General features: G+C 37.5%; 21 protein-coding genes and 2 pseudogenes. 16 read left to right on the forward strand and 7 right to left on the reverse strand.

All coding sequences use genetic code 11. The features are described from left to right. Positions 1-19: 19 nt before the first annotated feature. Positions 20-136: pseudogene (locus CJZ72_RS15260) on the forward strand (DUF3788 family protein); the annotation flags it as partial. 211 nt (positions 137-347) lie between these two features. Here CJZ72_RS15260 and CJZ72_RS08070 read toward each other — a convergent pair. From CJZ72_RS08070 to CJZ72_RS08080, 3 genes are read right to left on the reverse strand one after another with little or no spacing between them, the layout of a single operon-like run. After that, positions 348-830 (reverse strand): PTS sugar transporter subunit IIA, encoded by a 483-nt coding sequence (locus CJZ72_RS08070; protein ID WP_005877164.1) that lies wholly within the window; start codon positions 828-830, stop codon positions 348-350. A gap of 11 nt (positions 831-841) precedes the next feature. Next, a complete protein-coding gene (locus CJZ72_RS08075) occupies positions 842-2,344 on the reverse strand; it encodes a PTS transporter subunit EIIC (RefSeq protein ID WP_081133998.1) in 1,503 nt (500 codons plus the stop codon). 10 nt (positions 2,345-2,354) lie between these two features. Then, positions 2,355-3,044 (reverse strand): N-acetylmannosamine-6-phosphate 2-epimerase, encoded by a 690-nt coding sequence (locus tag CJZ72_RS08080; RefSeq protein WP_081133997.1) that lies wholly within the window; start codon positions 3,042-3,044, stop codon positions 2,355-2,357. A 160-nt stretch (positions 3,045-3,204) separates the two neighbouring features. Here CJZ72_RS08080 and CJZ72_RS08085 point away from each other — a divergent pair, with 160 nt between their 5' ends. Together CJZ72_RS08085 and CJZ72_RS08090 are read left to right on the forward strand one after the other, a co-directional pair. After that, on the forward strand, positions 3,205-4,023 hold the full coding sequence (locus CJZ72_RS08085; RefSeq protein ID WP_016177002.1) for a MurR/RpiR family transcriptional regulator: 819 nt from the start codon (positions 3,205-3,207) through the stop codon (positions 4,021-4,023). Positions 4,024-4,184: 161 nt separating this feature from the next. Further along, positions 4,185-5,378, forward strand: coding sequence for an MFS transporter (locus tag CJZ72_RS08090; protein ID WP_053108761.1), 1,194 nt, complete (start codon positions 4,185-4,187; stop codon positions 5,376-5,378). A gap of 352 nt (positions 5,379-5,730) precedes the next feature. On the opposite strand, the pseudogene CJZ72_RS15085 reads toward CJZ72_RS08090, so the two are convergent. Together CJZ72_RS15085 and CJZ72_RS08105 are read right to left on the reverse strand one after the other, a co-directional pair. Further along, a pseudogene (locus tag CJZ72_RS15085) lies at positions 5,731-5,856 on the reverse strand (DUF3788 family protein); the annotation flags it as partial. A gap of 101 nt (positions 5,857-5,957) precedes the next feature. Further along, positions 5,958-7,166 carry an MFS transporter gene (locus CJZ72_RS08105; protein WP_095443751.1) on the reverse strand — a complete coding sequence of 403 codons (1,209 nt, stop codon included), beginning with the start codon at positions 7,164-7,166 and terminating at the stop codon, positions 5,958-5,960. 625 nt (positions 7,167-7,791) lie between these two features. Between CJZ72_RS08105 and CJZ72_RS08110 the strand changes: the two genes are divergently transcribed. Next, positions 7,792-8,301: a hypothetical protein gene (locus CJZ72_RS08110; protein WP_081133993.1), complete on the forward strand. Its 510-nt coding sequence runs from the start codon at positions 7,792-7,794 to the stop codon at positions 8,299-8,301. Between the two features lie 211 nt (positions 8,302-8,512). Here CJZ72_RS08110 and CJZ72_RS08115 read toward each other — a convergent pair whose 3' ends face one another. Next, positions 8,513-8,719, reverse strand: coding sequence for a hypothetical protein (locus CJZ72_RS08115; protein WP_081133992.1), 207 nt, complete (start codon positions 8,717-8,719; stop codon positions 8,513-8,515). A 173-nt stretch (positions 8,720-8,892) separates the two neighbouring features. After that, positions 8,893-9,372, reverse strand: coding sequence for a helix-turn-helix domain-containing protein (locus CJZ72_RS15265; RefSeq protein ID WP_081133991.1), 480 nt, complete (start codon positions 9,370-9,372; stop codon positions 8,893-8,895). Between the two features lie 674 nt (positions 9,373-10,046). On the opposite strand from CJZ72_RS15265, the gene CJZ72_RS08125 reads away from it, so the two are divergent. From CJZ72_RS08125 to dagF, 12 genes are all read left to right on the forward strand, one after another. Beyond that, positions 10,047-10,418, forward strand: a complete 372-nt coding sequence (locus CJZ72_RS08125; RefSeq protein WP_016177004.1) for a winged helix-turn-helix transcriptional regulator — start codon at positions 10,047-10,049, stop codon at positions 10,416-10,418. A 127-nt stretch (positions 10,419-10,545) separates the two neighbouring features. Further along, complete coding sequence (locus tag CJZ72_RS08130) at positions 10,546-10,872, forward strand: nucleotide pyrophosphohydrolase (RefSeq protein WP_005877180.1); 327 nt, start codon at positions 10,546-10,548, stop codon at positions 10,870-10,872. Positions 10,873-10,893: 21 nt separating this feature from the next. Continuing rightward, positions 10,894-11,607, forward strand: a complete 714-nt coding sequence (locus tag CJZ72_RS08135) for a class A sortase (RefSeq protein ID WP_081133990.1) — start codon at positions 10,894-10,896, stop codon at positions 11,605-11,607. A gap of 238 nt (positions 11,608-11,845) precedes the next feature. Next, positions 11,846-12,697, forward strand: a complete 852-nt coding sequence (gene licT, locus CJZ72_RS08140; protein ID WP_081133989.1) for a BglG family transcription antiterminator LicT — start codon at positions 11,846-11,848, stop codon at positions 12,695-12,697. A 124-nt stretch (positions 12,698-12,821) separates the two neighbouring features. Next, a complete protein-coding gene (locus CJZ72_RS08145) occupies positions 12,822-14,690 on the forward strand; it encodes a beta-glucoside-specific PTS transporter subunit IIABC (RefSeq protein ID WP_081133988.1) in 1,869 nt (622 codons plus the stop codon). A gap of 13 nt (positions 14,691-14,703) precedes the next feature. Next, positions 14,704-16,146 (forward strand): glycoside hydrolase family 1 protein, encoded by a 1,443-nt coding sequence (locus tag CJZ72_RS08150; RefSeq protein ID WP_081133987.1) that lies wholly within the window; start codon positions 14,704-14,706, stop codon positions 16,144-16,146. Positions 16,147-16,827: 681 nt separating this feature from the next. After that, positions 16,828-17,529, forward strand: coding sequence for a GntR family transcriptional regulator (locus CJZ72_RS08155; RefSeq protein ID WP_081133986.1), 702 nt, complete (start codon positions 16,828-16,830; stop codon positions 17,527-17,529). Positions 17,530-17,824: 295 nt separating this feature from the next. Continuing rightward, complete coding sequence (locus CJZ72_RS08160) at positions 17,825-19,162, forward strand: PTS sugar transporter subunit IIC (RefSeq protein ID WP_095443752.1); 1,338 nt, start codon at positions 17,825-17,827, stop codon at positions 19,160-19,162. A 24-nt stretch (positions 19,163-19,186) separates the two neighbouring features. After that, a complete protein-coding gene (locus CJZ72_RS08165) occupies positions 19,187-20,284 on the forward strand; it encodes a DUF871 domain-containing protein (RefSeq protein WP_081133984.1) in 1,098 nt (365 codons plus the stop codon). After that, complete coding sequence (locus tag CJZ72_RS08170; protein WP_095443753.1) at positions 20,284-21,393, forward strand: amidohydrolase/deacetylase family metallohydrolase; 1,110 nt, start codon at positions 20,284-20,286, stop codon at positions 21,391-21,393. Before CJZ72_RS08165 ends, CJZ72_RS08170 begins: the two co-directional genes overlap by 1 nt. Next, the gene (locus CJZ72_RS08175; protein WP_081133982.1) at positions 21,380-22,480 is read left to right on the forward strand and encodes a DgaE family pyridoxal phosphate-dependent ammonia lyase; all 1,101 of its coding nucleotides are present in this window, start codon (positions 21,380-21,382) and stop codon (positions 22,478-22,480) included. Before CJZ72_RS08170 ends, CJZ72_RS08175 begins: the two co-directional genes overlap by 14 nt. Continuing rightward, positions 22,481-23,221 (forward strand): 2-dehydro-3-deoxy-phosphogluconate aldolase, encoded by a 741-nt coding sequence (dagF, locus tag CJZ72_RS08180; RefSeq protein ID WP_005877203.1) that lies wholly within the window; start codon positions 22,481-22,483, stop codon positions 23,219-23,221. The last annotated feature ends 4 nt before the right edge of the window (positions 23,222-23,225 follow it).

Consider the following 23,225-nt stretch of genomic DNA (forward strand, 5'->3'; position numbering starts at 1 on the left):
AAAAAAGAGGCTGGAATAGAAGTGTTTAACTCCGAGAAATAAGAAGAAATTAACGGAAATTGCTTTTCAAATTTTTGTGAATTTCGGCTTATTTAAGAAGGAGTTGCTTCTGCTCCCACCGTTTATTCGTTTTTAAAGAATGGGACAAAAGTGTTTCTTACTTTTGTCCCACACTTTTTTTCTCCAATTTCTCAAACTTAAACGACTTTTGTCTCGACCTCTGTTCATTTGGTTTTATTTTTGAAGGTAAATACTAAAACAACATCAGCCTTCTTTTGATTTTGGCTTTTGAGGGAAAGAGCTATGAAAGATTCAGAGTATACCGGTCTTTCTTGGAGATGACATCTTTATTTCATTCGCTCGATCGTACCACACGGTTCTCCATGAAGAAGTGCGCCAGTTTGTAAGACCAACTCGCTGATCTGTTCTGCTTCTGTGAAAACAACAATCACGGCAGGATCTTTTTTGGCTTGTATGATCTGATCAAAATCCACTTCAACCAAAGGGGTGTCAATGGTGATTTGCTCGTTTTCGTTTACAAGGATCGTGAAAGGTGCGCCTTTCATCTCTACCGTATCAAGACCGATATGGATCAAATAATCGATTCCTGAGTCACTTTTTATACTGATGGCATGCTTTGTTGGGAAAATCGTTGTTACTCGACCAGCTAGTGGTGCATAGATTGTCTGATCCTCTGGAATGACAGCAAAGCCGTCTCCTAGCAATTTTTGTGAAAAAACCGGGTCCTTCACAGCAGAAATTGGAATCACTTTTCCTGAGCAGGGAGCGGTAATCGTTTCTTGTTTTTTCTTTTTGAACATTTTGAACATAACAAGTCCTCCTAATTATCCTTTTCCAAAATTTGATTGATTTCTTGACTGAGTAAATCAGCTTTTCCACCAAAGACAGCTTGAATGCCACCTTTTACCTCGAAAACAGCAGTAGCGCCTAATTGTTGAATCGTTTGTTTATCGACGATTTGACCATCCAGGACAGCAACGCGCAAACGAGTGGCACAAGCTTCGACCGTTTCGATGTTTGCTTCACTACCAAGAGCTTTAATGATTGTTAAAGCTTCTTCGTGTAGTGATGTATTTTTGTTCAATGGTTGTTCAGAAAGGGTATCTGTTTCTTCGGTCATACCAGGGATAGCAACTTTGAATTTCTTGATGAAGAAAGTGAAAACGACAAAGTAAATGACTGCCCAAGCAAGTCCAAAAGGAATCAATTTGATCCAGTTGGTTTTATCATTTCCTTGAAGTACACCAAATAATAAGAAATCGATCAGGCCGCCTGAAAAAGAATTACCTACTCGAATATTTAAGATGTCTGCAAAATAAAAAGATAATCCGTCTAAAAAGGCATGGATAACATATAACCATGGAGCAACAAATAAAAACATATACTCTACAGGCTCAGTGATCCCAGTTAAAAATGAGGTTAATGCACCACTGAAATAAAGTCCGCCATTTTTCTTACGATTTTGTTTAGGAATAGCACGATACATTGCGTAGCAAGCTGCAGGGAGACCAAACATCATCGTTGCAAATCTGCCAGCAAAGAAACGAGTACCATAAGTAAATAATCCAGTATGATTTGGGTCAGCTAATTGGGCAAAGAAAATATTTTGTGCGCCGGATACTGAGACACCGGCTACGCTCTCTGTACCGCCCAAAGAGGTATACCAGAAGAGTGGGTAGATCGTGTGATGCAGACCAACAGCGCCAGTAAGACGAAGTAAGAAGCCATATAAAAATGTTCCTAGACTACCCATTTGCGCAATGTGTTCTCCGGCAACTACTAAACCATTCTGAATGGGTGGCCAAATCAAGTAAAAGAAGGAACCAATAATAATTGCAGCTAAACTAGAAATAATTGGGATAAAACGTGATCCACCAAAGAACCCTAAGAATTGCGGTAATTCGATTTTTCGATAACGATTGTGTAAGAATGCAACGGTTCCGCCAATAGCAATAGAACCAACAACTCCAGTATCAAGAGTTGCTCCTTTGGCAGAAAATAATTCAAGAAACCCACTGATCGTCGCAGTATAGACTAAATAAGCGACACCGCCAGCTAAACCAGCAGTTCCTTTATCACCATTTGAAAGGCCGACAGCAACACCAATAGCAAAAATCAATGCTAAATTGGCAAAAACAGCATTTCCGGCGTAGCTCATGATACTTAAAATCGTGTGGAGCCATGGTTGGGCTAAAATCGGGTAGGCGTTTATGGCGCTTTCATTTGTTAGTGCGCCTCCGAGACCCAAAAGTAATCCGGCAACAGGTAAGATAGCAATCGGCAACATGAATGCACGGCCTAATTGTGAAAATTTCTTAAACATTTTTCTCCTCCTAATTTAATGCATGAATAAAACGTTCAGCAATTTCTTGTGGTCGGGTAATCGCACCACCAACGACGATTCCAGCCACACCTAGTTCTTTGATCTGTCTGGCTTGTTCTGGCGTGTGGATTTTTCCTTCTGCGATGACACAAATTCCTGCTTCGACTAGTTGTTCGATCAATTCGATATCTGGACCATCTTGTTTTTTACTTTCTTCCGTGTAGCCGCTTAACGTTGTTCCGACAAAATCAACTCCAGCTTCCCAAGCATTTTTTCCTTCCTCAAAAGTAGAGATATCTGCCATGAACAGCTGATGAGGATACTTTTCTTTGATCTGAGCAATAAACGCATTGATGGATAACCCGTCATGGCGCTTGCGAAGCGTACAATCCAACGCAATCACTTCTACACCAGTAGCAACGAGTTCATCTACTTCACGCATAGTTGCTGTAATGAATGGCGCTTCTGGGGGATAGTCCCTTTTGATGATGCCAATCATAGGCAAGGAAACTTTTTCTTTGATTTCCAAAATGTCACGAACAGAATTTGCACGGATGCCCACCGCACCAGCTCTTTGTGCAGCTAGAGCAAAATAGGGCATAAGACCTCCTTCCTCTGTATAAAATGGTTCACCAGGTAATGCCTGACAAGACACGATCAGACCACCTGAAATTGCTTCTAAAAATGATTGTTTCTCCATTCTCCTAAACACTCCGTTTTTGAATTATTTTTGGATAATAACTCCGAATTAAATATAGCACCCGCTTTCATAACTGTAAAGTAGAAATTGGATAATTTTGGAGTTTTTTTTATTCTTTTGGAGTATAATGGAGAAAATAACTTGCTATAAAGGAGTTTGTATGAATTATATTTATCTGATCAAAGAGCATTATCCATTATTGACTAAATCCGAAAAAAAAGTTGCTGATTTAATTCTTACTTCTGGAAAAACAATCATCTACAGTACGATGAGCGATATCAAAGAAAAAACCAAAGTTGGAGATGCAACGATCATCCGGTTTTGCCAAAAATTAGGATTTTCTGGTTTTTCAGATTTGAAAATCGAAATTGCGAAAGAAGATTTTAGTCAAAAAAAAGAACAGCCATCTAGTGGGAAATATTACGATGAAATTGCGAATAATTTAACTGAAGCTCTTCATTCTACGGCTCGTTTACTAAATGAAGAAAAATTAGATGAGGCGATTCAACTAATTAGCGAAGCGAATCATCTCTATATATTTGGGGTAGGGTCTAGTGGAAATACGAGTCTTGACCTAGAAAGTATGTTTTTACGTGTGGGTGTCCAAGCAAAGGCTGTTTTAGATCCGCATTTTCAAGCACAAGTTGCTTCTTTGCTAAAAGAAGGGGATGTAATCGTGGCATTCTCGTTATCTGGAAAAACGAAGGATACGTTCGATTCAGTAGAAATCGCTAAAAAAAATGGCGCAAAAATCTTAGCGATCACCAATTATATTCATTCCCCCATTGGGCAAACAGCCGACCTTGTCTTACAAACAGCCATTGAAGAATTTTTGAATGGTGGATCTTTAGCAGGAAAAATCTCACAACTGTATATTTGTGATTTACTTGTACAGGGATATGAGCAAAAGAATAACATCAATGCAGTCGAGTTACGGGAAAGAGTGCTACGATCCATCTTAGATAAAAGTATTGATTGATCGAATAATACTTCGAATAAAAAGTGATAAAAAAACAATTGCATCTCTTATAAATAACGTTTTTTGTTATTTTATAATAAAAAACTAAAAGTGCTTGCATTTTCCTTGGATTTTATATATGATTTTATCAATTTAGGGTCAAGGAAAAGGGGTAAAAAGGAATGTCGAAGTATCAACGAAAAGTCTTATTGTCAACATCAGCAGGAATCGCATTAGAGAATATGGATATCATGTTTTTAGCTTTTTCTTTATCTTCAATGATAGCAACTTTTCATATTAGTGGAACGCAAGCAGGAATGATTGCTACGATCACTAATTTGGGGATGCTCGTTGGAGGTATTTTTTTTGGTCTTATGGCAGATAAATATGGACGAGTAAAGGTGTTTTCTCAAACGGTGCTACTTTTTTCAATCGCCTCGTTATTGATGTTCTTTGCTTCAAACATTTATCTTGTTTATCTTTTTCGATTTATTGCAGGAATCGGGGCAGGAGGAGAATATGGGGCGTGTATGTCTTTGATCTCTGAAAGTTTCTCAAAGAAACAAATCGGAAGAGCTTCTTCGATCGCTGGGATCGGTGCACAAGTAGGAGCTGCCTTGGCTGCGATTTTAGCTGCTGTTGTTATTCCTTGGTTGGGTTGGAAAATGTTATACGTTATCGGGGTGCTACCTGTATTGATGGTCTTGGTCATTCGCCGAGGCTTAAAAGAACCAGAGGATTTTCAAAAAACAAGAGCTACTGGAAAAACGACGAAACTGAGTCATCTCTTTGAAACAAAGCACCTTGCATGGCAAACAATCGGCCTAAGCATCATGGTAACAGTCCAAATCGCTGGTTATTTTGGCTTGATGAACTGGTTACCATCGATCATGCAAGCACAATTAGGATTATCAGTATCTGGCTCTTCACTATGGATGGTCAGTACGATCGTCGGAATGTCCTTAGGTATGCTGACCTTTGGGATCATCATGGATAAATTAGGGCCAAGAACTGCATTCACTATATTTTTGCTCTGTTCCTCTCTATCAGTATTCTTACTAGTGATGGCACATAGCCAGTGGAGTTTAGTAGCCGCTGCTGTCGTTGTTGGTTACTTTATCAATGGAATGTACGGCGGCTATGGAGCAATCATCAGCAGCCTATACCCAACTGAGATCCGAGCCACCGCCAATAATTTCATTATGAACTTAGGACGCGCAGTCGGTGGATTTTCTTCCATTGTGATCGGATTTTTGATGGATCACTATAATTTAACAGCCGTTATCATCTTCTTAAGCAGTATTTATTTAGTCAGCTTACTCGTTTTGATGACGATCACGGGAGTAAAAGAATTGAAAATCAGTTTGCAAGAATAGAGGCATTTGAAAGATGCTCTGCTTCAAGAATTAAGCCGAATAATTTGAAAATAGCTTTCCATATTTTTGAATTATTCGGCTTAATTCCGCCGAAGCAATCTTTCAAATGCCGTTTACTAAGGGGAAGGATGTCCAGCTCGATTAGTAAAGATAATTTGAAAATAGCTTTCCATATTTTTGAATTATCCGGCTTAATTCCGCCGAAGCAATCTTTCAAATGCCTTTTAGTTCACACAATGATATGACTAAAATAGCGAAAAATATCTCTTTTAGTCTTTTTTGTATAGAGAAAATATTGTTTCAAAACTGAAGAATGTGGGACGAATCTAAAAATAAGGTTTACTACAAACTCTCGAGTAAACGGCGGGAGCAGAAGCAACTCCTTCGGAAATAAGCCGAAATTCACAAAAATTCGAAAAGCAATTTTCGTTCATTTCTTCTTATTTCTCGGAGTTAAACACTTCTGTCCTAGCCTCTCTCAAATAAACGGCGTCCAAAAGTCTGTTTTTCGGAAATTTCAAAAAAAGAGAATGAGACAAAAGTAAGAAACACTTTTGTCTCGACCTCTTTGATATCTAGCTATTCTGCTGTTTTTTCTTTTAATGAAGAAGTTTTTCTTGTAATGTGTAACAATTGAAGAACTAGGAATACTGCTAACAGGACAATGATGGCACCAAAAATTGGTGTATAAGTGACCCCAATCGATTTTGTTACTTGTGCACCAACGAATGAACCGAACGCAATGCCAATATTAAATGCTGAGATATTGAATGCTGAGGCTAAAGTAATATCTTTAGGGGTGTATTCTTCGGCTAGTTGAACGACATAGAGCTGTAATCCAGGAACATTCATAAATGAAAACAATCCCAAGACCAAGGTAGCAAGAGTTGCCAAAATCAGTTGATTACTCAAGATCGCTACAAATAAAAAGACAAGAGACAGAGAAAGGAGTCCGAACATCAAGCTAAGTGATTTCAGTGGCTGTTTATTTGAAAAATGCCCACCTATTGTATTTCCTATAGCAACCATGATGCCGTAAACTACTAGTAAAAGAACTACAGCATGGGCAGAGTACCCAATTTTATCTTCTAAGATCGGTGTTAAATACGTGTAAGCAGCAAATGTGCCACCATAACCAAGAGCAGTGACGATGAATGAGCCTAACAGAAACTTATTTTTAAAAATACGGATGATTCCTCTTAGATCTACAACCCCAGGTATCGGTAGGTGCTTTGGAATCAAAAAGAGGTTTGCAATCAAGCCTAGGGCCCCTATGATCGCAATAAAGATAAACGTGAAGTGCCAATTTGTTTGTTGACCAATAAATGTTCCTAGAGGTACACCAGTTACAGTGGCAACGGTAAGACCAGTAAACATGATAGCGATGGCGCTTGCTCGTTTATTTGGTTCAACGACATCTGCCGCGATGACACTAGAAACAGACATAAACAGGCCGTGGGCTAAAGCGGAGATGATTCTTCCGGCTAAGAGCATAGAAAACGATAGTGCAAAAGCTGCTACTAGGTTTCCTATAATAAATAGAAGCATGATGACGATCATCAGATATTTTCGATTCCATTTTCCTGTTAAAACGGTCAATAATGGTGCTCCGATGGTCACACCTATTGCATAAAGGGAAACTGTCAAGCCAGCTTGTGCCAAAGTGACGTGGAAACTGTTAACGATCAGTGGCATCAAGCCTACGCTGATAAATTCTGTTGAGCCGATAGCAAAAGCATTGATAACTAATGCTAGTAATGTAAGTATGGGTGAAATTCTTTTATTCATTTGATATCCTCCTTGTTTTTTCCTGACGAATACATAATATAGTCTGTATTTCCCTCAAAAAGAAGTACCTACCTTTTTGTGCGATAGTTACTTTTTAGTAATAATTGTTGATAGAGGCATTTCTAATGGATAGTTTAATGAGTGTTTTCTAATTTTTGTTTATAAAATGCACGTATTTTATATTTTTGGACATTTTAACCAAATAAACAGAACAAAAAGAGGCTTTCTTCTTTCTGTTCTGTCCAAATTATTCTAAGATTTCTCATCACCAACATTATTTGACAATGAGCCCTTATTTCAAAATGTATCGCTTTAAAATGAAGGAACTTCCCTTGAACCATAAAATAGTTTTTATTGGATGTAAATAGTTCGTTTCTCCTATGTAAACGGATTGTTTCTTTGCTTTGTACAGTTATTCATTTATCTTTAAATTATGAGTTTATTCGTTTCTTTTTTTATCAAATGTATGGTTGTATGTCAAAAATCATTTTTTGATTTGTAGAAAAATTAAGGAGGAGAAAAACAATGGGTAAAAGTTCTGTACTACTTAAGATTGGTATGATAAGTCTGGTTGGGTTAGGAATAGCTAATTCTAAAACAGTTTTAGCTTCTGAAAAATGATTTGATGCATGATAGTTCTTCTTTAAATGAAATAAATCCCGATATAGTAAATGAAACTGAAATTTTTTTTGATGAAAGACAAAATTCAACTAGTCATGGAGAATCCGAATTTAATAATGAAAATGCCAGTAGAATGATTAACACAATAAGATACAGAAAAAAGAACGTAACGACTTTCTACGAATGGTCTGGCTATAGAAGAGTTTCTGATAACTTAAAAACTGGCAGCAAAGGTGGATCAATCACTACGAATAGATCAACAACGTTTGGAGCTACAACAACTGGAAATGTTTATGGGATCCAAGTTGCAGCTTCGGCTTCACGAACAAGTTCCATAGGGTATACATTGAATGTTGGTGCTAATCAGAGAGTTTATGTAGGCTATAGAGTTAGATATTCAGTTGAGAGAGGCACTAGGGAACAGTATGATTTGGCTACAGGAAGGATTTATTCCGTTAATTCTTATACCAGAAAAGTCCCAACTTATGGAGAATACGCATTGATTCGATATTAATAAAGGAGTGGTAGATTTCATTTGCTCTTTATTAATAAGGACTGATGAGTTTATAAAATGAAATCTGAGACAAAATGAATACGATTTTGTTTCAGATTTTTTTGTTCTGAACGCAAAGAGTGTGAAACTGACTAAAGTCATTAATAAAAAATCGAATTGAAGAATTAATTTTGATTCTGTAGTGCCCCCATAAATTATAGAGCCATTTTATTCACTCCTTCTTTATCAATACTATTCCCAAAATAAATAACCAATTTAAAAGTAATAATATAGTTATATTTCTATACAATGTAGGAGCAGTTATATACAATTCGTTAGTCGGAGTAAATATAGATGTATTGAAAATTAAAAATAGCCCTATGACAAAAGACGTACTGATAAAAAAAACTCCTAATTTTTTTTTATCTAAATATTCCATTTTTACACCTCCTTTTTAGGAAACTATATTTGAATGTAAGATTTTTTTTGAAACAATCTTAATTTTATTATGTTTGATTGACATCATTTATTCTTTACTTATGTTTTCAATTATCGATAGTTTACATTACTTTACTATTTCGATTATTACATCTTCCAAAATGTACCGGGATTTTAAGAAATAAAATCTACCAAACAAAAAATATTAATCAAGAAAGAAAAAATACTTACAAAATATACAAGCTTATATAAACTATTCGTTTTTTTGTTGCGAATGAGAATAAACGGAATAATGAGAAGACCTAATGGGAACAACAAAACAGTGTTGGTTGCAATAGTCAATAATATAAGACCTTCATCATTTGATTCAACTTCAGTCTTTTTTTTGTTCATTATTAAAAATTGTCTTTTCTGAGTATATTCAACTTTGTTATTAGTAATTTCTTCTTGGACTTCTTCAATTTCTTTTAATAATTGGTCGATAGATACTTTATACGTGTTACTCAATAAAATCAAATTATCTATATCAGGATAACCTCTGCCGTTTTCCCATTTCGAAATGGCTTGTCTGGATACCTTTAACTCTTTTGCTACAGTAGCTTGTGAGAGTCCGGATTTATTTCTGTAATATTTTAATCGCTCTGCTAATGAAATTTTTCAGCCCTCTTTTCTTGAATTGTATAAATTTCAGGTCATAAAATCTGAAAAAGGTTAAAATAAACTGTAGAATTTATTTCACCACACTCAAAAAAGTTAAACTTTGAGAAATAGATACTTTACGAATTGGCTTTAAATCAACAGGAACATCCTACAGATAAATGAATAAAAGTGTTCCGAATTTTATAAATACTAATCCTTATGTACAATAATGATTTTTTCAAAGGTTTCCAAGTTTAGTCCGTCGTGATGATACACTTTAAGTTTCAATTTTTTCATTATATAAGTAATAGTATAAACGAAATGGCTACTAAAAAACAGTTTCTGTAGTGTCTACTTTTTTCATAATCAAGAAAAAATTTTCATCATTTGTTTTCTGTTCAATCCAAAGTAACTCTTTAAAATCTATAAATCTAAAATGATTTTTGTCACCTTTTCTAGTTTTTTTTGATAGTCTGTATTTCCCTCAAAAAGAAGTACCTACTTTTTTGTGCGATAGTTACTTTTTAGTAATAATTGTTGATAGAGGCATTTCTAACGGATAGTTTAATGAGTGTTTTCTAATTTTTGTTTATAAAATGCACGTATTTTATATTTTTGGATATTTTTACTTTTCAAATAAGCAATAGGGTGCTACTATTTGATGCGTATCTTTTAAAAGGAGAAAAAACATGGAAAAAATCTATCATATCGGCGTTGAAGCAACATTAGAAGTAATCGGTGGAAAATGGAAACCCATTATTCTATGCCATTTAGGGAATGGTCCAATACGAACAGGTGAATTGAAAAGACAAATACCAACGATCACTCAGAAAATGTTGACACAACAATTACGAGAGTTGGAGGAAGATCGTATCGTTGATCGAAAAGTCTACAATCAAGTACCTCCTAAAGTAGAATATTCATTAACAGAAGAAGGAAAATCATTACGGGAAATCTTAGTTGCAATGTCTGTTTGGGGAGAAGAACGGATTGAACGGCAACAAGAAGCGGGAAATGAAGTGACCTTGTTACATACACATGGTGGTTATTTGAATTATTAACGATTCTTTTAGTCAATGAAACTAAAAATTTCAATTTAATGAAAATGTTAAAAATAAATTTGCTCTTTTTTTCTTCATAAACATGATATGATAAACAGTGATCGTATTAGAAAAAGGTGAATGATAGATGAACAGTATGGATAAAGTAAATCAATTCAGAGATGAGCGGGATTGGCGACAATTCCATAATGAAAAAGACTTGGCTATTTCTATTTCTTTGGAGGCCTCTGAATTGCTTGAACTGTTTCAATGGAAACAGCCAGAAGAAGTAACAGCGAACAATCTGGAACGGATCAAAGAAGAACTAGCAGATGTTTTGATCTATTCTTATATGCTGGCAGATAATTTAAATCTTGATCTTGATGAGATCATCGAAGAAAAGTTGAAGAAAAATTGTTTGAAATATCCGTTAGAAAAAAGTAAAGGTCAACGAACAAAATATACGGAACTGTAGGGCAGAAAAGGAGGCGTGGTAGTGAAAAAAGAAGGAAAAGTAAAGAAATGGCTGATCAATATTCTTCTATTCTTATTGTTACTGATTGGATTGGCGCTGATTTTTAATGAACAAATCAAAGATTTTTTTGTTAAAAACACAGGAGATCAATATGCGATTGCAAACGTGACGAAAGAAGATATCAATAAAAATAAGGAAAAAGACGCAAGTTTTGATTTTGATGCTGTCGAATCCATGAGTACAGAAAGTGTGTTGAAGGCTCAGTTGAACCATACAGAGCTACCAGTTATTGGAAGTATCGCCGTACCATCTGTCTCAATCAATATCCCTATCTTCAAAGGATTGGATAATGCCAATCTGCTTTATGGTGCTGGTACCTTGTCACCTGATCAGCAGATGGGTAAGGGCAATTATGCTTTAGCTAGCCATCGTGCAAACAATCCAGAATTACTTTTTACTCCCTTAGAGAATTTAACATTAGGCGATAAAATCTATTTAGTCGATTTGGACAATGTGTATACGTACAAAGCAACGTTCAAGCAAAAAGTTGCCCCAACAGACACACAATTGCTGAACGTTCAAGAAGGAAAAGAACTTGTTACCTTGATTACTTGTGGAGACATGAACGCAGTGACGCGCTTAGTTGTTCAAGGTGAATTGGAAAAAATCACTCCGATGAAAGAAGCCACACAGGAAATGAAAAAAGCCTTCGATATGCCAACGCGAACCTTTTGATCCAAGTAGTTCTTTATGAAAATGGCAGACACTCTTGCTTGAATATAGTAAGAGTGTTTTTTTCTATTGAAAGAAAAAATAAAAAACGTGATGAAAGGGGTTGCAAAGTTGAAAAAAGGATGTTATGCTTATTTCAGATAAGAAATGGATTGTTACTGTGCGGCAGGCAAAACCAGAATTCAGCTCGTTGTTAGGCGGATTCTAGGTTTTTTTATTTTTTTCGAGAGGGCGAAGCAGAATGGTCATTGAAAAAGTATTGAATAATAATGTCGTCGTTTCTAAAAATGAATTGGGTGAAGAGATCATTTGTATGGGAAAAGGCATCGCTTTTCAAAAAAAGCCAGGCGACCATATCTCAAAGAATGACGTTCAAAAAGAATTCATTTTAAAGGATTCTTTTGCTACCCACCAGTTCCAACAATTGATGGCGGATGTGCCGCTGGAGGAAGTCGAACTAGTGAAGTCCATTGTTGATTTTGCCGAAGAAAAATTGCAAGTTTCGTTTTCTCCTAATATTTATCTGACGTTGACGGATCATATCCATTATGCAATCAGTCGTGCAAAAGAAAAGATCGAGTTACCTAATCCATTATTATTTGAAACTAAAAAATTCTATCCTAAAGAATACCAAACAGCAATAGCTGTTCTTCAACTGATTGAGCAAAAAATGGGCATTTCACTACCGATAGATGAAGCTGGTTTCATTGCGTTTCATTTTGTCAATAGTCAGCAAAGTAATGGAGATATGCAAGTGACGATGACAGCTACAACGATGGTTCGAGATGTAGTAAGTATCATCAGTAAATTTTTTGGGATCGTATTCGATGAAGATTCGTTGAATTACCAACGACTCATCACACACCTTCAATTTTTTGCGCAGCGATATCTAAAAGGAGAAAGCTCAGGCGAACAAGATGAATTTCTTTATGCCTTGGTCCAAGGCAAGTATCCAAAAGCATTTCGCTGTTCAGAACGGATCAATGAGTACCTTGTCCAGACGCAAAAAGAACCAATGGGTGTAGCAGAACAAATTTATCTTACGATCCATATCCAACGTGTAGTAACTGAAAAACAAAGTACCCAATCTTAAGGATTGTTACTGGTAAAGCAGGCAAAACCTAGATTGAAAAAATAAGGACACGAGATTTCGCGTGACCGTTTTTTCAATCTAGGTTTTTTATTTTATAAAAAATAAATGGAAAGAAGGAAATGAAATGGATAATCAAGCAGTTGGTAAAAGAGTTTGGGAGGCAGTCGGTGGTAAAAACAATGTGAACAGTTTAGTGCACTGTGCGACTCGATTGCGTTTTAAATTGAAAGACGAATCTCTTGCGAAGACACAAGAACTAAAAAATGATCCTGATGTGATCCAAGTTGTTCAAAGTGGTGGTCAGTATCAAGTGGTGATCGGCAGCAATGTAGCGGATGTGTACCAGTCCATTGTAGATGAGCAAGGCCTAGCGGATCATGCGGATACAGAAGAAAAATCAAAGAATCCATTAAATCGTTTCATTGATATCATTTCGAGTATCTTTACTCCCTTTTTAGGAGCAATGGCTGCAGCTGGTATTTTGAAAGGATTCCTATCTTTAGCAATCGTATTAGGTTGGCTGACCGTTGATACAGGTGCTTATCAAATCCTATATGCAGCAGCAGACGGTGTTTTTACCTTTTTACCAGTAATGTTAGCATTTACCGCAGCAAAAAAATTCAAGGCCAATCAATTTCTATCTGTGGCGATCGCGATGGCTCTGGTTTATCCAGCCATCACTGAACTTGCAGGAGCCGGTGGCGCTGTTGACTTCTTTAGCTTACCAGTCATTCTCTCACCATCTGGCTATACATCTTCTGTGATCCCGATCATTTTGGCTGTATGGGTCCAAAGTAAATTTGAACCACTAGTGAAAAAGGTGATTCCACAATTTTTACAGATGATCTTTGTTCCGATGATCGTGTTGTTAGTAATGGTTCCACTCACATTCCTTGTTTTAGGACCAATCGGGACGGTTATCGGTAATGGCCTAGGTAGTCTTTTCAATTCCATCTATGGCTTTAGTCCATTAGTCGCAGGCTTTATCATGGGAGCGTTATGGCAAGTATTCGTGATGTTTGGTATGCACTGGGGATTTGTGCCGATCATGTTCTTGAATATCGAACAATATGGCTTTGATGTATTGATGCCAATGCTTTTACCAGCTATTTTAGCACAAGGTGGAGCAGCTTTAGCTGTAGCTGTACGCACAAAGGATGCAAAACTTCGTTCATTAGGGATCTCTTCTATGATCACTTCTCTGTTCGGAATTACTGAACCCACGGTCTATGGAGTAACACTACCACTGAAAAAACCATTCATCGTTGCGTGTCTTTCAGGAGGAATCGGGGGAGCAATGATCGGATTTGCAGGCGTCAAAGCTTTTTCTAGCGGTTTAGTTAGTTTATTGACGATCCCAACATTTATTAGTACAAATGAAGCAGTTGAGTCTAGTGTGATGATGGCAGTGATTGCAACAGCAGTATCATTTATCTTAGCATTTGTAGGTACATTGATTATTGGTTTTGATGAATCTGCACAAGATGAGAATCTAGAAGGAAACAAGCAAACGACAGCTGGGGACTCCATTGGAACAGCTCGTCATAATCTAAAAAGCCCATTGAGCGGCAAAGTCTTACCTCTAAGTGAAGTACCCGATAAAGTCTTTTCTTCTGGAGCGATGGGTAAAGGGATTGCGATCGAACCAGAAAATGGTGACTTGCTTGCTCCGGCAGATGGAGTGATCACGACGATTTTTCCAACAGGTCATGCAGTAGGAATCACTACCACAGATGGTATCGAGTTATTGATGCATATCGGAATGGACACAGTCGAACTTGAAGGCAAAGGCTTTGAAGTATTTGTGAAACAAGGAGATACTGTTCATACAGGCGATTTACTTGTCCGTTTCGACATCGATACGATCAAAAAGGCGGGCTATAGTGTGATTACACCAATCGTTGTAACGAATACAGATCATTTTGCCGATGTTTTAGAGTTTGATCAAGAAGAAATCATTGCTAGTGAAGATTTTCTAGCGATTGTAAAATAAGGAGGAAGTAAGGATGACAACAGGTTTTTCAAAAGATTTTTTATGGGGCGGCGCAACAGCAGCCAATCAACTAGAAGGCGCCTATGATCGTGATGGCAAGGGATTATCTGTGGCAGATGCAATGCCTGGCGGGAAAAAACGCTTTGAGATTATCGGTAGCGAAACATTTGACTGGACGATCGATCCAGAAAACTATAACTATCCGAATCATCAAGGTATCGATCATTATGATCGTTTTAAAAAAGATATCGCGTTATTCGCTGAAATGGGTTTTAAATGTTACCGTTTCTCGATTGCTTGGACACGAATCTTTCCTCAAGGGGATGAATCAGTACCGAATGAAGCTGGTCTTACTTTTTATGAGCAAGTGATTGATGAATGTTTGAGCTATGGGATCGAACCAGTAATCACGATTTCCCATTATGAAATGCCTCTAAATCTAGCTAAAGCATATGGGGGTTGGAAGAACCGCCAATTGATCGACTTTTATGAACGATTTGCCAGAACAGTTCTTGAACGTTTCAGTAGCAAGGTGAAATATTGGATGACCTTCAATGAAATCAATTCAGCGTTCCATTTTCCGGCATTGAGCCAAGGATTGGTAAAAAGCAATGGTGCGGGTGAGTATCAAAATATCTTCCAAGCATGGCACAATCAATTTGTAGCAAGTAGTAAAGCAGTAAAAATCGCCCATGAATTACGTAAAGATATCCAAGTAGGTTGTATGATCATTTACGCAACTACGTATAGCATTGACGCCAATCCAATCAATCAGGTCGCAACATTGATCCAAAATCAAGAATTCAATTTCTTTTGTACAGATGTACAAGTCAGAGGCGAGTATCCAGCCTACACAAAGCGCACCTATGAAAAATATGGTGTAGATAGTCAAAAATTAGAACAGACAAAAGAAGATTTTGACTTATTAAAAGCTTATCCAGTGGACTATATCGGATTTAGCTACTATATGTCGACAGCAATCAATGAAACCGATCCAACAGCGGCAACATCAGCAGGTAATCTACTCGGTGGTGTGAAAAATCCATTTTTAGAAGCTAGTGAGTGGGGCTGGCAGATTGATCCGGAAGGGTTGCGAATTGCTTTAAACGAATTGTACAATCGTTATGAGAAGCCATTGTTCATCGTGGAAAATGGACTAGGTGCGATCGACAAAGTCGAAGAAGATGGAAGTATCCATGATGATTATCGAATCGACTATCTACGTCGCCATATCGAAGCAATGGGTGAAGCAGTAGCAGATGGTGTTGAACTGATGGGATATACGCCTTGGGGCTGTATTGATCTGGTCAGTGCTTCAACGGGTGAAATGAGTAAACGCTATGGCTTTATCTATGTGGATTTAGACGATGAAGGCAAGGGAACTTTGGACCGTTCAAAGAAAAAGTCATTTGATTGGTACAAAGAAGTTATCGCCTCAAATGGGGAAAAGTTGTAGAAGGAAGCGTGAGACAAAAGTAAGAAACACTTTTGTCCCAGCCTCGATTCGTTCTGATACGTAAAATGGAAGTTTCAAAAACTACTCTTTGTTTAGAGCAAGTTCGCTTTATTCAAAAAAGTAGATAAGCAAATGATGTGAGTCAAAAGAGGTCGAGACAAAAGTCGTTTAGGTTTGAGAAATTGGAGAGAAAAACGAGTAATACGCTTTTTGTATTGATCGTTTTTCTCGAAATTTCCGAAAAACCTGACTTTTGGCCGCCGTTTATTCGAGAGTCTGTGGCAAAACTGTTTTTTAGTTTTGTTCCACACTCTTTTTTTATTTTTCATCCTTTACTATTGCTCAGGTCAAACCATGCTTTTCATAACCTTGATAAACGGTATTCAAAGAGCTGATCCTCGGCACTAAGTCAAAAAATTTCAAAACAAAAGAGCTGTTTCGAAATTTTTATCCTTACTGCTCGGATCAAAACGCTCTTTTCATAACCTTGATAAACGGTATTCAAAGCATTGACCCTCGGCAATAGTTCAAAAAACTGTAAAATATGGGAAGCTATTTCCCAGTTTTCTTTACTATTGCTCAGGTCAAACCATGCTTTTCATAACCTCTCTTATCTTTTATATTCTTTTTTTATTTTATCTATGCTATTCTTTTAGTAACAGTAAAACGAAAGGTGACGCTATGAAAAGAACCCGTGTATTATATTTAGAAGTTGCAGATAAGATCAAAGAGGATATTTTTTCAGGGAAATATCCAGTTGGCACGATGCTGCCTACTGAAAATGAGCTAGAGGAATTGTTTCAAGTGAGCAAAATAACTGTTCGTAAGGCAATTGAATTACTAGCGGCAGATGAGTATGTTGAAAAGAAGAGTGGTAGAGGAACTACGGTCCTAAGTAATCGCCCGTATAATCGATTATCAAAAGCAGCAAGTTTTACGCAAATTCTCAAAAATTCACAATATGAAGTTCGAAAAGAAACACTAGAGTTAAAAAAAATTGCTTTAAAAAAAGATGATCCGTTGTATGGTTATTTTGGTTCGCATGCTACTCGATTTAAGCGCTTATATTATTTGAATGATGAGCCTTATATTTACTTTATCCATTATTTGCCGAGTGAGATGATCAGAGTGAAACGCAAGGAATTTGATGAAGAATCCCTTTATCGATTGCTGACGCAAAAAGGAGAATACATCGATGTATTTTCAGATGATTTTTCTGCTGTTTTTCTCAGCGAGGAAGAGCAAGAAATCTTAAAGACATCTGCACAAATTGGCATAAAGAGAATTCGTCGATCATCCAATCAACAAGGAGAAATCCTTGAATATTCAGAAGCAATCTACCATACAGATTTACATCCTTATCATATTGACTATGAAACATAATGTCTGGCAATAAATACTTTGCTTAATAAGTGGACAGATCTGAGTAGTATTTCTTATCTCTCAGGAAAGTTCACTTGTTAGGCAGGGATATTTATTTCACTATAAGAAAATAATCTGGATAAACACCCAAGTGAAGGACTAGCTGGGTGGTCCATTTTGTAGGTGGTGGGAAAGGTAGTCTATAGTTTAGTGTCAACTTCTTTTTTTAAACATTATGAAAAACGTTTACATTTGAAGGTAGTTATGCTACTATCAATGCGTAAACATTATAATGTTATATAAGGAGAGAGCGTAAATGGATAAATTTGTAGGGATCATCGAGCGAAGAATCATGCCGGTTGCCAATCGTATCAGTACTCAGCGACACATGACAGCAATTAGAAAAGGGATCATTGCCACCATGCCGCTAACGATCGTCGGTTCGTTTTTCACCATTTTACTGAATATCCCCATCGAATCAGTAGCAGCAGTCATTGAACCGTATCGTGAAATATTGGATATTCCTTTTCGTTATACAGTAGGAATCCTTGCATTGTATGCTACATTTGGCATTGCATCATCATTAGCCAAAAGTTATAAACTGGATTCTTTGACTGCAGGTATTTTAGCTTTGATGTCCTTTCTGATTGTAGCAGCGCCACCGCTTCGGGTAGTCGAAGATTTGGAAGGGGTTACGGCTGGCCGTTATATCAATATTGCGAATTTAGGTTCTGGTTCATTATTTGGCGCTATCGTTACAGCAATTGTTTCTGTTGAAATCTATCGTTTTTTTATTGAGAAAAAGATTACGATCAAAATGCCTGATGGTGTACCACCAGAAGTCACGAATTCTTTTGTAGCATTGATTCCAGGTGCAGTTATCTTGATTTTTTTCTGGGTAGTGCGTCATATGCTGGGATTTGATTTAAACGGGTTCCTAAGCCAATTATTGATGCCTCTAAAAGGTGTACTAGCTGGTAATAGCTTGTTTGGCGGCTTGTTGACTGTCTTTCTGATTTGTTTCTTTTGGGTTCTTGGGATTCACGGTCCTGCAATCATGGGACCAGTCATTCGACCATTTTGGGATATCTCGATTGCCGAAAATATCGATGCATTCAATGCTGGAACAAATGCTCAGAACATGCCCAATATTTTTACAGAGCAGTTCTTGCAATGGTTCGTCTGGATCGGAGGAGCTGGGACAACGCTAGCTTTAGTTGTACTATTTATGTTTTCTAAATCAAAATACCTGAAAAGTTTAGGACGATTATCTATTTTACCTGGTCTTTTCAATATCAATGAGCCAATGATTTTTGGTGCACCGATCGTCATGAATCCTGTCTTAGGTATTCCTTTTATTGTTGCTCCATTAGTGACAACCACCTTGTCTTATATATTGACGGTAAGTGGAGTCGTACCGATGATGGTGGCACGATTACCTTTTGCGATGCCTGCACCGATTGCCGCTTGGATGAGTACCAATTGGAGTGTGGCAGCAGGAGTTCTTGTTGTCGTGAATTTCTTGATCACTCTGGCAATTTATTATCCATTTTTCAAAGTGTTTGAAAAACAACAGTTGGCTCGTGAAGCAGAAGAACTAGCTAAGGAAGAAGCAGCTAAAATGATGGACGGCATCACGCAGGAGCAAGCATAGTAAGTAAAGAAGAGGGGGAGAAAAATGAAGCGTTCATTAGGCGTGTCCCTTTATCCAGACCATAGTGATTTGGATGAGGACAAAGAATATTTAAAATTAGCACAAAAATATGGGTTTACGCGTATTTTCATGAGCATGTTAGAGGTAACAGAGGACCCTGAAATCATAAAAGAAAAATTTCGTCAGCTGATTACTTTTGCTAAAAGTTTGGGATTTGAAACGATTTTAGATGTCGCACCGAATATTTTTGAACAGCTGGATATTTCTTACGACGATCTTGGCTTTTTCCATGAAACAGGTGCAGACGGAATCCGTTTAGATTTAGGTTTCGATGGCAAAAAAGAAGCATTGCTTACGTATAACCCCTATCAATTAGCAATTGAGTTGAATATGAGTAATGATGTGGCCTATCTGGAAAATATTTTAAGTCATCAAGCAAACCAGCCATTTTTATATGGATGTCATAACTTCTATCCCCAAGAAGGAACGGGATTACCCTATGCTTTTTTTCAATCTTGTAGTGAACGATTTAAGAAGCATGGAATTCGAACAGCGGCCTTTATTTCGTCACAGGTGGGAACGATCGGACCATGGGATATCAATGATGGGTTGCCGACATTGGAAATGCACCGACATGTAGCGGTAGAAACGGCGGCTAAGCATCTGTTTGCTACCAATTTGATCGATGATGTGATCATTGGGAATGCCTATGCTTCAGAAGAAGAACTACAAGCTTTAGGAAATCTGGATCGTTACCAAACAACGTTTACGGTCGAATTTGTATCTGGATTAAATGAAGTTGAGCGAGCAATCATGTTGAATGAACAGCATGTTAGACGAGGAGATATTACGGAACAAGTGATTCGTTCGACAGAAGTGCGCAAAAAGTATAGTGGACAAAGCAATCCTGCCCATGATACAACCTTTGAATTTCAACGAGGAGACGTTGTTATCGGAAACGACAGCTTTGGCAAATATAAGAATGAATTGCAAATTGTTTTAGAACCGCATAGTGATTCAAGAAAAAACAAAGTCGGTTCGATCATTCCGGAAGAAAAAATCTTACTTGATTTTATTTATCCGTGGTCAAAATTTAAATTTATAGAAAAGCAGGCGCGATGATGTTTGATTTAGTAATCAGAAAAGCTCATACAGTAACAGGAAAAATAATGGATATTGGAATTGAAGATGGGAAAATCAAAAAAATTACTCCGACCATTCGTGAAAAAGGAAGAAGAGAAGAAGTCTTAGCTCCTGATCAGTATTTATCTGCTGGTTGGATTGATGATCATGTGCATTGTTATGAAGAAATGACACTTTACTATGATTATCCTGACCAAATTGGGATAATGAAGGGTGTGACAACAGTCATTGATGCAGGAACTACTGGTGCTGAAAATACCAGTCGATTTTATGAACATGCCCAACAAGCAAAAACCAATGTCTACGCACTATTGAATATTTCAAAATGGGGAATCATCAAACAAGATGAACTAGCGGATCTGACAAAGATCCAAAGTGACTTAGTGAAAGAAAAATTAACAGAACTGCCTGATTTTATTGTAGGTATCAAAGCACGAATGAGTAAAACAGTTGTGGGAGAAAATGGGATCATCCCACTTCATATGGCAAAAAAAATCCAACAAGAAAATCAAAATTTGCCCTTGATGGTCCATATTGGTTCTGCTCCACCACATTTATCTGAAATTTTAGATGGACTGGACCGCGGAGATGTCTTGACGCATTGCTTTAACGGAAAAGCAAATGGGATCATGGATCAACAGACGAAAGAAATCAAGCCTTTTGTTAAAAAAGCAATAGAAAAGGGAGTCATTTTTGATATTGGTCATGGAACAGATAGTTTTAATTTTGAGGTAGCTGAAAAAGCGTATGAACAAGGAGTCAAGGCAGATTCGATCAGTACTGACATCTATATCAAAAATCGTAAAAATGGTCCTGTTTATGATTTAGCAACGACAATGGAAAAGCTGCACTTGATTGGGTATACATGGCCTGAAATAATCGAAAAAGTGACGGTTGCCCCTGCTGAAAATTTTCAGTTAAGAAAAAAAGGGAAGATCGAAGAAGGTTTCGATGCTGATTTTACAATATTCGAATGGCAAGACCAAAAGAAAACAGTGACTGATTCAAACGGCAATCAACGAACGATAACGGAACAAATCAGACCAGTGTACACGATTATTGGAGGAAAGAAATATGAGTGTGAGTAATGAAAAATTCAATCTAAAAGAAGTCATCAACGCTTCAGGAAGAATGACAGTGCTGGGTGTGTCGAAAGTTTCAGAAGCTGTTCTTGAGGCCCAACGTTTTGGTGGTACACATTTTTTTGAAATGGCTGACCTTAGTGAAAAAACGGGAGGTTACTTAGCTCAACTCTTAGGCGTAGACGATGTCCAAATCGTCTCTTCTGCCTCAGCTGGCATTGCGCAATCCATTGCCGCAGTCATTGGGCAAGGTAGTTTGAATCATGTATATCACCCTTATTCAGATACCATCAAGAAAAAAGAAATCATCTTGCCAAAAGGACACAATGTTGATTATGGTACTTCTGTGGAGTTGATGGTGCAACAAGGTGGTGGGAAAGTCGTTGAAGCAGGCTATGCAAATATGTGTACACCTGAACACCTCGAAATGATGATCACAGAACAAACAGCGGCAATCTTGTATATCAAGAGCCATCACACCGTACAAAAGAGTATGCTGACTATTTCGGAAGCAGTCGAGGTGGCAAAGAAGAACGATTTGCCTTTGATCGTTGATGCCGCAGCGGAAGAAGATTTATTGAAATATACACAATTAGGCGCAGATCTAGTTATTTATTCAGGCGCAAAAGCAATCGAAGGACCTAGCGCTGGTATGGTCATTGGAAAAAATCCTTATGTGTCGTGGGTACGTATGCAATCAAAAGGGATTGGTCGTTCGATGAAAATCGGGAAAGAAAACATCCTTGGTTTTACTCAAGCAGTCGAGGATTATTTGCAAAATGGGAGTGAATCAGGGGAATCAATGAAAAAACGATTGCAACCATTTATAGAAGAATTGAACAAGATCGAACATCTTGACGCAAAAATCGTGCAAGACCCAGCTGGAAGAGAAATCTATCGTGCAAGTGTGAAGGTCACAGGGAAATCTGCAAAAACAGTTATCAGTGAGTTAAAAGAACAAAATCCAGCAATCTATACCCGAGAATATCAAGCAAATAATGGCATCATTGAATTTGATATCCGTTCGGTCGATCAAAAAGAGATGAAAAAAATCATTCAACGGCTGAAGGAAATAGTGAAGGAGAGAGCATAAATGATACGAACACCCAATTATTTAAAGGATCAGATTTGCTTGAATGTCTTGGCAAATTCGCTCCAAAATGCAAAAGAATGCTACGAAGCAGCAGAAGGACACATTCTGTTAGGGGTGCTTTCAAAAAATTATCCGAATGATGAAGCGGCAATCAAAGAAATGAAGCAGTATCAAGAAGCTACCAATAATGCTTTATCAATTGGTTTGGGGGCAGGAGACCCGAATCAAAGTCAGATGGTCACTCGATTAGCTAAAGTCTTGCAACCGCAACATGTCAATCAAGTGTTTACAGGTGTGGGGGCTACACGAGCTGTCTTAGGACAGTCGGAGACAGTAGTCAATGGACTAGTTTCTCCGACAGGAAAAGAAGGATATGTCAATATTGCCACAGGACCATTAAGTTCACAAGGAACAGCGGGTGTGGTAACGATCGAAACGGCGATTCGCCTCTTGCAAGACATGGGAGGAACATCGATCAAATATTTCCCTATGAAGGGATTAGAACATCAGAAAGAATATGAAGCAGTAGCCCAAGCCTGTGCGCTTTATGATTTTGCTTTAGAACCAACTGGTGGCATCGATTTAGAGAATTTTGAAGAAATCGTTCAAATCGCAGTTGATGCGGGGGTAAAAAAAATCATTCCTCATATCTATAGTTCCATCATTGATCCGACTACTGGAAACACAAGACCTGAGGATGTTCGCAGACTATTGGAGATCACAAAAAAAATCGTAGAGTAAGGTG

The organism is Enterococcus durans, assembly GCF_002277935.1.
In the GTDB taxonomy this organism is placed as follows: Bacteria; Bacillota; Bacilli; order Lactobacillales; family Enterococcaceae; genus Enterococcus_B; species Enterococcus_B durans.